General features: G+C 71.7%; 10 protein-coding genes. 4 read left to right on the forward strand and 6 right to left on the reverse strand.

Translation table 11 applies throughout. The annotated features are described in order from the left end of the window. Positions 1-40: 40 nt before the first annotated feature. The 3 genes from ACFCZF_RS09030 to ACFCZF_RS09040 form a co-directional block, all read right to left on the reverse strand. A complete protein-coding gene (locus tag ACFCZF_RS09030; RefSeq protein ID WP_376671091.1) occupies positions 41-232 on the reverse strand; it encodes a DUF397 domain-containing protein in 192 nt (63 codons plus the stop codon). 176 nt (positions 233-408) lie between these two features. Continuing rightward, positions 409-1,266 carry a helix-turn-helix domain-containing protein gene (locus ACFCZF_RS09035; RefSeq protein WP_375914172.1) on the reverse strand — a complete coding sequence of 286 codons (858 nt, stop codon included), beginning with the start codon at positions 1,264-1,266 and terminating at the stop codon, positions 409-411. 317 nt (positions 1,267-1,583) lie between these two features. After that, positions 1,584-2,342, reverse strand: a complete 759-nt coding sequence (locus ACFCZF_RS09040) for a GPP34 family phosphoprotein (RefSeq protein WP_375914169.1) — start codon at positions 2,340-2,342, stop codon at positions 1,584-1,586. A 204-nt stretch (positions 2,343-2,546) separates the two neighbouring features. Here ACFCZF_RS09040 and ACFCZF_RS09045 point away from each other — a divergent pair, with 204 nt between their 5' ends. The 3 genes from ACFCZF_RS09045 (at position 2,547) to ACFCZF_RS09055 (ending at position 9,333) form a co-directional block, all read left to right on the forward strand. After that, positions 2,547-5,408 carry a D-alanyl-D-alanine carboxypeptidase gene (locus ACFCZF_RS09045; protein ID WP_376671128.1) on the forward strand — a complete coding sequence of 954 codons (2,862 nt, stop codon included), beginning with the start codon at positions 2,547-2,549 and terminating at the stop codon, positions 5,406-5,408. Between the two features lie 232 nt (positions 5,409-5,640). Further along, positions 5,641-7,527 carry an MFS transporter gene (locus ACFCZF_RS09050; RefSeq protein ID WP_376671092.1) on the forward strand — a complete coding sequence of 629 codons (1,887 nt, stop codon included), beginning with the start codon at positions 5,641-5,643 and terminating at the stop codon, positions 7,525-7,527. A gap of 216 nt (positions 7,528-7,743) precedes the next feature. Beyond that, the gene (locus tag ACFCZF_RS09055; protein WP_376671093.1) at positions 7,744-9,333 is read left to right on the forward strand and encodes a sodium:solute symporter family protein; all 1,590 of its coding nucleotides are present in this window, start codon (positions 7,744-7,746) and stop codon (positions 9,331-9,333) included. A 35-nt stretch (positions 9,334-9,368) separates the two neighbouring features. Here the strand turns inward: ACFCZF_RS09055 and ACFCZF_RS09060 are convergent, their stop codons facing one another. Then, positions 9,369-10,484 carry an ADP-ribosylglycohydrolase family protein gene (locus ACFCZF_RS09060; RefSeq protein WP_376671094.1) on the reverse strand — a complete coding sequence of 372 codons (1,116 nt, stop codon included), beginning with the start codon at positions 10,482-10,484 and terminating at the stop codon, positions 9,369-9,371. 117 nt (positions 10,485-10,601) lie between these two features. Next, a complete protein-coding gene (locus tag ACFCZF_RS09065) occupies positions 10,602-11,498 on the reverse strand; it encodes a LysR family transcriptional regulator (protein WP_376671095.1) in 897 nt (298 codons plus the stop codon). An 86-nt stretch (positions 11,499-11,584) separates the two neighbouring features. Between ACFCZF_RS09065 and ACFCZF_RS09070 the strand changes: the two genes are divergently transcribed. Then, complete coding sequence (locus tag ACFCZF_RS09070) at positions 11,585-11,932, forward strand: DoxX family protein (protein ID WP_376671096.1); 348 nt, start codon at positions 11,585-11,587, stop codon at positions 11,930-11,932. Positions 11,933-12,021: 89 nt separating this feature from the next. Here ACFCZF_RS09070 and ACFCZF_RS09075 read toward each other — a convergent pair whose 3' ends face one another. Beyond that, positions 12,022-13,035, reverse strand: a complete 1,014-nt coding sequence (locus ACFCZF_RS09075; RefSeq protein ID WP_376671097.1) for a helix-turn-helix domain-containing protein — start codon at positions 13,033-13,035, stop codon at positions 12,022-12,024. Positions 13,036-13,228 lie beyond the last annotated feature (193 nt).

The following is a 13,228-nucleotide window of genomic DNA, read 5'->3' on the forward strand; positions in this document are numbered from 1 at the left end:
GAGAGGGCCCCGTCGGGCCGGCGGACGGCGCGCGGAGTCGTTACTCCTTGACCGAGGTCACGAAGGCGTTCCACGCGTCCGCGGGGAAGGCCAGCGTCGGTCCTCCGGAGACCTTGGAGTCGCGGACGGCGAGCGCCGCCACGACCGGTGACTTGACCTCGACGCACGCGCCGTTTCCTCCGGAGTAGGAGGACTTGGTCCACGATTCCTGGGCGCCCTGGAGAATTGCCATGTCTGCTCCGATGGTGAGTCGCTGAGTGTGGTTCACGCCAATGACGCGTGATCTTTGGCGTGATCGACGCTACTCGCTGACCCAGCCGTACGGAGCAGCCATTCACCCGACCGGGTGGCATATTCCAGGCGACTCTTCCAGTACTACGCACCAGGGATGTAAGATCCGTCCCCGCATCAGCGGGCGTACTCCTTCGCCACGTCCTCGATGCGCCGCCGCGACTCCTCCACGTTCAGGGCCTGCGCCCGCAGATGCTCGTACATCACCGTGTACTTCTGCACGTCCTGCGCCTTCTCCAGGTACAGGTCGCTGGTCACGCCCTCGATGTACACGACGCTCGAGTCGGCGGCGTCGGCGAACTCCAGGATCGAGTACTGCCCGTTGATGCCGGGGTGCCCCCCGACGTCGAACGGCAGCACCTGCACGGTGATGTGCGGCAGCTGCGACATCTCGGCGACGTGCTCCAGCTGCTCCCGCATCACCTGCTTGCCGCCCACCACCCTGCGCAGGCAGGCCTCGTCCAGGACCACCCACAGCCGCAGCGGGTTGGTGTCGGCGGAGATGCGTTCCTGGCGCCGTATGCGGACCTGGACCCGTTTCTCGATGTCGGCGACCGAAGTCTCGGGCAGGGCGCCCTGGATGAGCGCCTCGGCGTAGGGCCGGGTCTGCAACAGGCCGGTGATGATCTGGGGTTCGTAGGTCCGCAGCGACTCCGCGTCGGTCTCCAGGCCGATGTAGACGCTGTACGGGATGTCCCCGAAGGCGTGCCACCAGCCCTGCTGGCGCGAGTCCTTCGCCATCTGCATCAGCGAGTCGACGATCCGCTGGTCCTCGACCTCGTAGACCCCGCACAGGTCGCGGACGTCACGCTGGCTGATGCTGCGCCGGCCGTTCTCCAGGCGGCTGATCTTCGACTGCGAGACCAGCAGCCGCTCCGCCACCTCCTCGGCCGTCATGCCCTTGAGCTCACGGAGCCGGCGCAGCTCCTGGCCCAGCCGGCGTCGCCTGACGGTGGGATTGACATTGGACGCCACGGGACGTGCACCTCCGGCTGCGTGACTCATACCTGCCACTTTGCGTATCTGCTGCTGAGCAGACTGCCACCAAGGTGCTTTCCACCGCTGGGAAACGGTCGATATGCGCCGCGTACACGCCAGTTCGGGGCGCCACCCGCACACATGGCCGCGCGGGGCGGCGGGACCGTACCGCCGTCCGGGCGTGCCGGACGTACGGTCGGTCCCGCCGCCCCGCGCGATCCTGCGGCTCCCGTGACCGGGCATAGGGGACTGGCGGTGCGGCGGTGACTCACTGCTGTGCGTCTACTGCTGTGCGTTGCTGCGGTGGGTGCGGCTCAGTGGGCCACCGCACGCGCCATGGATCCGTGGCGTGGTTGCGCCGGAACACCGCGGGCGGGTTCCGGGGCGGGCCTGGCACCCGGTCCCGCGGCCTGGCGGCCGGCCGGGGCCGGAGCGCGGCGTGGCTGTGCCCCCGCGCCGTTCTGGACGTCCATCACCGCGTGCGCCACCAGTCCGCCCATGGGGTCGTGCCTGATGAGGTCCCGCAGGCGGGACCGTGACGAGCGTCCTTCGTTGCCCGGGTAGAGGTGCTTGCCGAGACCGACCGCGTGGGCCAGCGCGGCGAGCGCCGCGGTCCGCGGGTCCGGCGGTACGCCGGTGCGGATCGCCGAGTCGAGGCGGGCCTTGATCTCCCTGCTGATCGCCGTGTCCGTCGCCTGATAGCGAGTCGTCGGCAGCACCCCGCACATCTGTCCCTCCACGGCATGCACCATGCCGCATCGCTCCAGATGCGAGAGGTAGGTCTGGCGCAGCCCCAGGCGGGGCCCGCCAATCCAGTTGACCGCCCGTACGGGAGCGCCACGCCTTCGCAGCAACTCCAACGCGCAGTCCAGTGTTGGATCTCCTGTCGGCCGTGGTGCCACCACGGCGATACGATCCCCGTCTGGGGCTATCCGTCCGGCCAGCGCCAGCTCCACCAGCTGTGCTCCGGCCAGACCGAGGTCGAGCGACTGCGGCTGTGCGGTGGTACCCGTGGTCGGGTCCAACGCCAGCAGCAGAAGCTCTTCCGGAAGTGTTCTGCGGCTCCTGCCCATCCATGCCTCCCCGCGTGGATGAAAGACAGGGTGACCCCTCTCACATTGGTCTGTCGAGGGTGCGTGACCGGTTCGCAATGGAACCAGTAGGTATGTCGTTCTCGTCTACCGCGTGGGTTCCACCCGTACACAGGACACTGGTACATGGTTTCGGTACGGGTTCGGTAGCGCGCGTGAGGCGTGCGGCGCATGGAGGAGGCATCGGTGGCGGGCGAGTCCCCCGACAGGTCGAAGCAGCGTGAGTCGTCGGAAGAACCGACGTCGGGGAGCGCGGGTCCGGTTCCCGAAGCCAGGACCGAGGCGAGCGAGACGCGTGATCCGCGGCTGGCGGTGGCACGGGAGGACGACGCGAAGCCGTCGGCGTCCGCGGGGTCCGCGGGGTCCGCGGGGTCCGCGGGGTCCGCCGGGTCCCGTGGGGGTGTCGATACGGCGACGCGGGTGCTGTCGGTTCGCGAGACGGAGGCGGAGTCCGACGCGGAGTCCGACGCGGAGGCGGAGGCCGGGGTCGAGGGCGCCGGCTCGGAGGACCCCGTCGAGGACGGCTCCGCCGAGACGCCCGAAGCGTCTGACGTCTCCGAGGCGTCCGATACGTCCGGCACCTCCGAGGACGAGCGCGCCGAGCCCGCCGCCTCCACCGACGGCCGGCTGCGGGACGCCGTCGCGGCCTGGGTGGCGACCGCGGACGAGCGGGCCGCCGCAGAGGCCGGCGCCGAGGACACGCCGCGCGCGGGGGCCGCGGAGGAGACCCGGCGGGACACCGCTGCGGACTCCGACGCGCCCGAGGACGAGCGCGACGCGACGGCCACGGACGCCGGCACGGGATCCGGGACCGACACCGACGCGCCCGAGGACGCCGAGGAGCACCCGGGCGGCGAACCCGACGACCGCTCCGACGCACCGCAGGACGCGAAGAAGCGCGACGACGCCACCGCCGACGCCGCAACCAACGCCACCGCGGCCTCCGACGCGCCCGAAGACGCCGAAGCGCACCCGGGCGGCGAGCCCGACGACCGCCCAGACGCACCGCAGGGCGCGAAAAAGCGCGACGACGAACGCGCTGCCGCCACCGCGGACTCCGACGCGCGCAAGGGCACGAAGGAGCGCGCGGGCGCTGCCGCCACCGCGGCCTCCGACGCGCCCGAAGACGGCGAAGCGCACCCGGGCGGCGAACCCGACGACCGCCCAGACGCACCGCAGGACGCGAAAAAGCGCGACGACGAACGCGCTGCCGCCACCGCCGACGCCGCCGCGGACTCCGACGCGCGCGAGGGCACGGAGGAGCGCGCGGGCGCTGCCGACACCGCGGACTCCGACGCGACCGAGGGCGGCGAAGAGCGCGTGGGCGGGGAGTCCGGCGGCCGCTCCGACGCGGCCGTGGGCCCCGCGGGGAGCCCGGAGGGGGAGCGCGCTGACGGGGCTGCCGACGGCGATGCCCGCGGTGACTCCGAGGAGGGCGACGGGCGTTCCGTCGATCATCCCACCGCCGTATTCAGGGCCCCGCGGCCCTCCGCGCCCGCCGTCGACCAGCCGACGACCATGCTGAAGCTGGGCGACACCGCCAACCCGCCCAAGAAGACCGGCAAGGGCGCCGCCGCCCCCGTACGGCCCGCCGAGACCGAGGCCGAGCGGACCAGCAAGTTCGTCGCGCTCCGGCACCCGGACGACCCCGCGACGCGCAAGCCCCCGCCCGAGGCCCCCAGGGCGCCGCAGGCACCCCGTACCGGGGCCACCGCCGCCGTACCGCAGGTCGGGCCCGAGCGGACGACGCAGCAGCCGCTGCCGCCGAAGCCGCCGCTGGACCTGCTGGCGGAGCTGACGAACACCCCGCCGCCCCCGGAGACCCCGCTGCGGACGACGGTGCGCCGGGTCAAGATCTGGACCCCGCTGGTCATCCTGCTGGTGATCGTCTTCGGCGTCGTGCAGTCGATGCGCGAGCTGCCCGAGCCGGAGCTCGACCTCACGGCACAGGACAGTTTCACCTTCGAGGGCGGCAAGCCCGAGATCCCGTGGCCGTCCAGCGGACAGGCCGCGCTGGACGTGCAGGGCATCGGCACGTTCGGCTCGTCCGGTGATCAGAAGCCCGTGCCGATCGCGAGTGTCGCCAAGGTCATGACCGCGTACGTCGTCCTGCGCGACCACCCGCTCAAGAGCGGCGCCGAGGGTCCGAAGATCGAGATCGACCAGGCGGCGGAGGACCAGTCGCAGGCCGGCCAGGAGTCGACCGTCAACGTGTTCCAGGGCGACTCGATCTCCCAGCGCGAGGCCCTGGAGAGCATCCTGATCGCGTCCGCGAACAATGTGGCGCGGCTGCTCGCCCGCTGGGACGCGGGGTCCGAGAAGGCGTTCGTGGAGCAGATGAACGCAGCCGCGAAGGACCTCGGCATGACGAACACGACGTACACCGACCCGTCGGGTCTGAACAACACGACGGTGAGCACGGCCGTGGACCAGGTGAAGCTCGCCAAGGAGGCGATGAAGGAGCCCGCGTTCCGTGAGGTCGCCGCGATGATGTCGTACGACGACTACAAGGGCGTCAACCACTCCAACTGGAACCACCTGGTCGGCCACAACAACGTCGTCGGCATCAAGACCGGCACCACCACCTCCGCGCTCGGCAACCTGGTCTTCGCGGCGAAGAAGGAGATCGGCGGCGAGACCCGGACCATCGTCGGCGCCGTGGTGCGCCAGCCGGCGGGCGGCAAGGACAACACCATCCTCGGTGCCGCGCTGGACTCCAGCGACAAGTTGATCCGGGCCGCGCAGGACACGCTGGAGTCGTCGACGATCCTGAAGAAGGGGAGCGTCGTCGGATACGTCGACGACGGTCTCGGCGGCCGGACGCCGGTCGTCGCCACGCAGGACGTCAAGGCCGTCGGCTGGCCGGGCCTGACCGTCAAACTGACGTTCAAGGCGGACGAGGTGCCGCACACGGCCGCGGCCGGTACGAAGGTCGGCACGCTCACGGTGGGCGACGGCGAGGCGGCCGGCGCGGTGAAGGTGCCGGTCGCGCTGCAGGAGGACCTCGTGGAGCCCGCCTTCACGGACAAGCTGACCCGCGTGGGCTGACGGCCTGCCCGCCCGGGCCGCACCGACGCGAACGCCCCCACGGCCACCCGGCCGCGGGGGCGTTCGCGTCCCGGAAGCTCCTGGAAGGTCCCGAAGGGTGGCCGCGGGGTCCCGGAGGGGAGGAAGCCACGGTGCGGGAGTGCGTGCTAGCGTCACGAAACGGGGCAGGTCGCCGGTCACGGGAACGGGACACGGCCGTAAGCAGAAGACGGGACACGGGGAGTGCCTTCAGGTGGCCACTGCGGAGCCGACACGCGCCGACGACGCCGATCCGGGCCCGGAAGCCGGCCCGCGACCACACGTACCCACGCCCCGCGAGGACGCCGGGGACGGCGGCCGTGAGCCGGACCGTACCGAGCCGGAACGGTCAGAGCCGGAAGCGCCGTCCGCTGTGAAGGCCGCCTTCCTGTCCGTGCGCGAGCGCATGCTGCGCCACCCCGTGCTGTCCGTGACCGCGCTGGCCGGAATCCTCCACATCGCCTGGTTCTTCACGTTCGCGAACAGTGGCGGCGACCTCGCCGCGCAGGACGCGTGGTCGGAGTTCGTCGGCCGCCATCCGGACTCGGCGTACAACCTCGCCTGGTACGGCGGCATGCACCCGGTGTCGTACAGCGTGGTCTCGCCGTATCTGATGTCGGTGCTCGGCGTGCGTACGACGATGATGATCGCGGGGACACTGTCGGCCGGGCTGCTGACGATGATCCTGATCCGCAGCCGGGTGGTCCGCAATCCGCTGTGGGCGTCGCTGGCGGGCCTGTTCGGGCTGCTGGGCAACGCGGCGTCGGGGCGGGTGACGTTCGGGCTGGGCATGATGTTCGGTCTGGGCGCGGTCGCGGCGGTGTTCTGCTGGCCCTACCGCTGGCGGCACGACCGGTGGGCCAAGGGGCTGTGCGCGGCGCCGCTGGCCGCGCTGTCCACGATGTCCTCGCCGGTCGCGGGTCTGTTCGTGGGCCTGGTGGCGGTGGCCCTGTTCCTCCAGAAGCGCCGCCCGGGCGCCTGGTCGCTGGGGCTGGCCCCGGCGGCGGTCGTCGCCCTGTCGGCCGTGCTGTTCCCCTTCTCCGGTACGCAGCCGATGGCCTTCGGCTCGGCGGTCCTGCCGATCGTGTACGCGGCCCTGGTGTACGCGTTCGTGCCGCGCACCTGGACGACCGTACGGATCACGTCGGCGGTCTACGGCCTGTCCGTGCTGCTGGTCTGGCTGATCAGCTCCCAGATCGGCTCCAACATCACCCGTCTCGCGATGCTCTTCGCCGGGGCGGCACTGGTGGCCGCGCTGCCGTTCACGGTGGCGCGGACGCGCAAGTGGTACGCGCTCGTGGTCGCGATCGTCGGCTTCGTCGGCTGGATCGGCTTCAAGTCGGCCGACGACGTCATCCACACCCAGCCGACCGCTTCCTGGGCACGCGAGCTGGCACCGCTCCTCAACGAACTGCAGGAGGTCGGCGCGGAGAGGGGCCGGGTGGAGGCCGTACCGGCCCGCTCCCACCGGGAGGCCTCGGCGCTCGCGCCGTACGTGAACCTGGCCCGCGGCTGGACCCGCCAGGCCGACATGGAGCGCAACCCGCTCTTCTACGACGACACGCTCAACTCGGCGAACTACCACGAGTGGCTGAAGCGCTGGGCCGTGCACTACGTGGTGCTGCCCAAGGGCGAGCCGGACGGCGACGGCGGCAAACGCGAGCGGGAGCTGCTCCAGCGGGGCCTGCCGTATCTGAAGCAGGTCTGGGGGGACGCCAACTGGCAGCTGTTCGAGGTGCTCGACCCGACGCCGCTGGCGGAGCCGAACGCGGTCGTCCAGAGCGCCGAGCAGGACGAGTGGACGATCGACGTGAAGCAGCCGGGCCGCATCCTGGTCCGGATGCCGTACTCGCCGTGGCTGAGCCTCGTCGACGCCGAGGGCAAGAAGCTGGAGCCGCCCCAGGAGACGGAGGCCTCCAAGAACGGCCCGGAGGGCACGCCGAAGACGTTCGACAACGTCAACGGATGTCTGACGGAGACGGAGGAGACCGCCGAGGGCGACAAGTGGACGGTGCTGATCGCCCCCGAGGCGGGCACGTACCGGCTGGCGTCGCCGTACGGGCTGAAGCGGGGCACGCCGTGCCCGGACGAGCTGAAGTAGGCGGCCTCGGGAGGCCGTCGCGATGTTCATGTAGGTGAACCGAGGTCAGCAAGCCGAACATTTTTACTTGCTCTTGACCCTCCCCTTCCTTGTCGTGCCCGCGTCGTCGCAACCACGATGAGCGGGCACTTCGCGGCCTGCCTCGCCCCTACCCCGCTCGTGCGAAGTGTCAGCCAGCTGAGCGGAGTTCACAAGGCGGACCCCGGAAGGGGGCACATGAACGGTCTCGACTGGTCCGTGCTCATCGGCTACTTCGCCGTCATGGTGGCGATCGGCGTCTGGTCGCACAAACGCGTGGACAACGTCAGCGACTTCTTCACGGCCGGCGGCAAGATGCCCTGGTGGCTCTCCGGCATCTCGCACCACATGTCGGGCTACAGCGCGGTGATGTTCACCGGGTACGCGGGCATCGCCTACACCTACGGCGTCACGTCCTTCGTCACCTGGTCCTTCCCCATCGCGCTCGGCATCGCCATCGGGTCCAAGCTGTTCGCGCCGCGCATCAACCGGCTGCGCTCACGGCTGCACGTGGCCTCTCCCCTGGAGTACCTGAAGAACCGGTACAACCTGCCGACCCAGCAGGCCCTCGCCTGGTCCGGCATGCTGCTGAAGATCGTGGACGTGGCCGCGAAGTGGGCGGCCATCGCCACGCTGCTGTCGGTCTTCACCGGCATCACGCTCAACCAGGGCATCCTGATCACCGGCGTCATCACGGGCATCTACTGCACGATCGGCGGCCTGTGGGCGGACGCGCTGACCGAGCTGGGCCAGTTCGTCATCCAGCTGCTGGCGGGTGTGGCGATGTTCGTGGCCGTGGTCATGAAACTCGGCGACCACGGCGGCTTCTTCGGCGTCTGGGACGAGCCGGAGCTCCAGGGCCACGGCGAACCGCTGGTCGGCCCGTACGGCACGGTGTTCCTCCTCGCGTTCCTCTTCATCAAGCTCTTCGAGTACAACGGCGGCATGCTCAACCAGGCCCAGCGCTACATGGCCACGAGCAACGCCCGCGAGGCCGAGCGGTCGGCGCGGCTGTCGGCGGTGCTGTGGCTGGTCTGGCCGCTGGTGCTGTTCTTCCCGATGTGGATGTCGCCGCTGCTGGTGGAGTCGCAGAAGGCGGACGGCTCCGACTCCTACGCCCTGATGACCGAGCAGTTGCTGCCGCACGGGCTGCTGGGCCTGGTCATCGTCGGCTTCTTCTCGCACACCATGGCCATGTGCTCCTCGGACGCCAACGCCATCGCGGCCGTCTTCACCCGTGACGTGGCGCCGGTGCTGTCGGCGCGGGCCAGGGGCTGGAGCGAACGGGCCGGGCTGCTGGCGGCGCGGCTGGCGACGGTCGTCTTCCTCGGCCTGTCGATGGCGGTGGCGACGCAGGTCGACTCGCCGACGTTCAAGGACATCATCACCGTCGTGATCAAGTGGGTCGCCGGACTGATGGGTCCGATCGCGATCCCGATGATGCTCGGTCTGCTGCGGCCCTTCCGCCGCTCGGGCCCGACGGCCGCGCTCACCAGTTGGGCGCTGGGCCTGCTCGCCTTCTGGCTGGTCAACTACCCGATCAACTGGAACGTGGAGGGCGGGGTGCCGCTGGAGTACCAGGTGTCGATCCCGCTGGCCGTGTCGCTGGTCCTGTACGTCCTGATCGGCTTCGTGAAGCCGGAGGACACCCCGGAGCGGCTCGCGATCATCGAGCGGGTCAACACGGACGGCGACGACGACGCCTCCGGCGCGGCGGCGGCCGTACCGGCGCCGGCGGGCGGCGTGGAGGACGCGGTGGGACGCACCCGGGTGGGCGACCAGGGCTGACCGCTCGGTCGGCTCCCGGAGGATCCCGGCGTTCGCTAACCCCGCGGGTACCGTGCCAGCCACCCCGGCGACGATCCCGCCGGGCCGTGCAGTGCGGGGCCCTGGGTCATCTCCATGGCGAAGTCGTCGGCCAGTTCCAGGATCGTCGGGCGGCCCTCCAGCTCGGCGAGCCAGGCCGGTGGGAGGGCCGTTTCCCCGTGCAGTGCGCCTAGCAGCCCGCCGGTCAGGGCACCGGTCGCGGCGGAGGGCCCGCCGTGGTTGACGGCGAGCCGCAGCCCGTGCCGTACGTCCTCCCCGACGAGGGCGCAGTACACCGCGGCGGCCACCAGCCCCTCCGCCGTCCCCTCGCCGATCAGCTCGGTCACCCGACCCGGGCCCGGCATCCCCTGCCGTACCGCGCCAAGCGCGTGCTGGAGGGCGTCCGACACGGGCTGGTGTCCCGGCCTGGCGGCGAACAGGGCGAGTCCCCGCTGCACGGCTCCGTCGAGGCTCTCGCCGCGCGCCAGCCCGTGCACGATCACGGCGTACGCGCCCGCCGCCAGGTTGCCGGTCGGATGGCCGTGGGTCTGCGCCGCGCACTCCACGGCGAGCTGGGCGACCAGTTGCGGCTCCCAGCCGACCAGGAGCCCGAACGGCGCCGACCGGGCTGCCGCCTCGGGCCCGCGCTCACCGGGGTTCTTGGGTGCCTCCGGCGTGCCCATGGTCTCGTCGCCGAGGCCGAGCAGCAGGTGGCGGGGGGCGTCCCGGCGGGCGTACAGCCACTCCTCGTGGGCCAGCCACCCGTCGTCCTTGCGCCGCAGGTCGGGTCCCCAGTCACGCTGCGTGGCGGCCCAACGCCGGTACGCCCGGTGCAGGTCGGTCGGCGGATGCCAGGCGCCGGTGTCCCGCCGTACCTGGGCGCGGATCAGCCCGTCCACGGAGAACAGGGTGAGCTGCGTGAGGTGGGTGACGGCACCGCGCCGGCCGTAGGCGGGGGCCAGGTCGGTGAGCCCTTCCGCGCCGTGGGCCTCACGGATGCCGTCGAGGTCCAGCCCGTCGACGGGCGCGCCGAGGGCGTCCCCGACGGCCACCCCGAGCAGCGTCCCGCGCACCCGGCTACGGAAGTCCTGCTGCTCGGCACGCCCCCAGACGGCACCGGTCGTCGCGCCCACCTGGACCTCCCCTCGGCACTGCCCACATCACTGCACGCACCACTGTCCGTACGTACGACGTCCAGCACTGTATTCGAACGAGGGTGGCCGGTCAGGGCCGGAACGGTGTGGAAACGTTCACGTGGCGACGCGCGTCTCGCGGCAGCAGCGGACGAAGTCCTGGACGACGGGGTTGTCGTCGTCGGCGGGGGCCCAGGCGACACCGACACTGGTGGGGCTCACTCCGGTGACGGGGCGGTGGACGACGCCGGGGCGGGTGTAGAAGCGGGCCGCGGACTCGGGGGCGAGGGCGATGCCGTATCCGTTGGCGATCGCGCTGAGCCAGTCGTCCGGCTGCTCGGTGACCGCGCCGACGCGCACCGGGTGGCCGTCGCGCTCGTCGGCGGCCAGCCAGTACCCCCGCCACCGGCCCGTTTCGGGTGGGGCCGCCACGAACGGCTCGTCCCACAGGTCGCGGAAGGCGATCACCTCGCGAGCGGCCAGGGGGTGCGCCTCGGGCAGCACGACGCAGCGGGGTTCGCTGAACAGGACCTCCGCCCGCAGCGCCTCCTGACCCGGGAACGGCAGGCGGACGAGGGCCACGTCCACGTCCGCGTCCGCGAGTCCGGCGGACGGGTTCGACCAGGCGGCCTGCCGCATCTCCGCCCGCCAGCCCGGCCGACGCCGGGCGAACTCCGCGATGATCGGCTGTGTCGCCTCGTTGGCGGCGCTGGCGATGAATCCGACCCGCAGGACGCGGGCCGCACGGCTCGCCGCGGACCTCGTCTCCCGCACCGCCCGCTCCCACCCGGCCAGCAGGGCAGGAGCCCGTTCCGCCAGCGCCCGTCCCGGCTCGGTGAGGGTCATGCCGGTCCTCGACCGCGTGAACAGGTCCACGCCGAGCCCGGCCTCCAACTGCCGGATCTGCTTGGTCAGCGCGGGCTGCGAGACGAACAGCCTCTCGGCGGCCCGGGTGAGGCTCCCTTCCTCCGCCACGGCCCCGAAATACCGCAGCAATCGGGTGTCGACGTCCATGCCGTCAGGTTATAGGCGCAGGTATTGGACGTCGCGGCACGCCGAGGTGAGGCTGGGTCCAGGGAGACGGGTGGAGGGAGAGGCTTGTGTTCACGGCCTACGTGATCGTCACCGTCGTCGCTGTCGCGGCGAACGCCGGGATCGCCGTCGCGGACCTGATGGGGGCCCGGTTCGTCCTCGCCAACTCGGCCGAGGTGGAGGTCCCCGCGTCGTGGATCCCGGGGCTGGCCGTGCTCAAGGCCGCCGGAGCCGCCGGGCTCCTCATCGGTCTGCTCGGCGCCCGGCCCCTCGGTATCGCCGCCACGGTCGGTCTCGTCCTGTTCTTCGTCGGTGCCGTCGTCGCGCACGTCCGCACGCGGGTCTTCCACAACATCGCCTTCCCCGCCGGGTATCTGGCTCTGAACGCGGCCGCGCTCGCCCTGGCGGCCATGTGAGTCGGAAAGCGTGAACACTTCGGGCGGTTCTGTCATCGGGCTGCTCGGATGAGCGGGTGGAGGACGGATTGCCGTCGGGTGTTCGCGGTTTACGCGGCTACCTGGTCGGTGGGGCTGCTCGCGCGGCAGTCACGGCAGCGGCCCGGCCGCGGGGCGCGGAAGGCGCGTTCGCAGCCGTCACAGGTCTGGAGGGGGTCGGGTAGGCGCGGGCCGGCGACCGACGGGCGTGGCGCGGGCAGCGCCGGAGGCAGGTCCGCGGTGAGGCGGCGTTCCAGGAAGGCCGCCGGGTGACGGATCGGCTCCTGGGGCAGACCGGCTGTCAGCGTCCGTTCCACGGCTGTCGCGGGCACGCCGCGCTCCAGCCAGGTCATGACGGCCGGGGCGAGGCGCCGGACGTCGCGCTCGGTCAGCAGCAGACGGGAGTCGTGAACGCGGAGGCGGGCGAGCAGCCCCACCGCCGGGTCCACCCTTCGGTCCGCCGCCGGGTTCGCCGCCGGGTCCACCCTTCGGTCCGCCGCCGGGTTCGCCGCCGGTTCCGCCCTTTGGCCCGCCGCCGGGTTCACCGCCGGTTCCGCCCCTTGGCCCGCCGCCGGGTTCACCGCCGGTTCCGCCCCTTGGCCCGCCGCCGGGTTCACCGTCGAGTGCGTCACCGGGTGCGTCACCGGGGCGGCGTCGGCACGGAGCGCCAGGGTCGGGGATGCCGACTCGTCCGCGACCGGCCGGGCGGGGCGCGCCACGGCCGCGAAGGCGGCGCGCGGCCGATTGCTGGAGACCGTCCGGGTCACGACTCGGCCCGATTGAAGACGCTCCTTGGTGCGTGCGAGATAGCCGTGCTCCTCCAACTCCCGCAGCGCGGCGGCGATGCGGATCTCGCCCTCGGGGAACTTGCCCGCCAGCGACTTGATCCCGACCGGGGCTCCGGCGGGCAGCGACTGGATGTGGACGGCCAGGCCGATCGCCGTCAGGGACAGCTCCGGGTGCTGGAGGAGGTGGTTCCCGACCACGGTGAAGTTGTCGTGGTGGGGGTGGTTGTCGTGCTCGACACCGCCGGGGTAACGGCCGGACGCGGGGCGCGCGTGCGCGCTAGGGTGCTGCTCAGTCATCGGGAAGGTTCCGCTTCCTTGGTGATTAGGCCCTCGCAGTGGGATGGCAGTCCCGGCGGGGGCCGAATCATGTCTGGGGTTGCTGTCGCGGCTGACGCTGCACCACGAACGCCTCCCCACGCCAGCCGAGTTGATGATTTTCACTCCGGAGAGTGAGCGCCGGGGGCGGCGGGGGTGGGTTGGGTTCTTTCCC

The sequence above is a fragment of the Streptomyces sp. NPDC056296 genome, assembly GCF_042268605.1.
GTDB lineage: Bacteria > Actinomycetota > Actinomycetes > Streptomycetales > Streptomycetaceae > Streptomyces.

What these genes read in the sequence shown, in the direction of transcription:
- ACFCZF_RS09030 (WP_376671091.1), bottom strand. Translation starts at nt 232, where the DNA reads ATGGCAATTCTCCAGGGCGCCCAGGAATCGTGGACCAAGTCCTCCTAC.
- ACFCZF_RS09040 (WP_375914169.1), bottom strand. Translation starts at nt 2,342, where the DNA reads ATGGGCAGGAGCCGCAGAACACTTCCGGAAGAGCTTCTGCTGCTGGCG.
- ACFCZF_RS09055 (WP_376671093.1), top strand. Translation starts at nt 7,744, where the DNA reads ATGAACGGTCTCGACTGGTCCGTGCTCATCGGCTACTTCGCCGTCATG.
- ACFCZF_RS09065 (WP_376671095.1), bottom strand. Translation starts at nt 11,498, where the DNA reads ATGGACGTCGACACCCGATTGCTGCGGTATTTCGGGGCCGTGGCGGAG.
- ACFCZF_RS09075 (WP_376671097.1), bottom strand. Translation starts at nt 13,035, where the DNA reads ATGACTGAGCAGCACCCTAGCGCGCACGCGCGCCCCGCGTCCGGCCGT.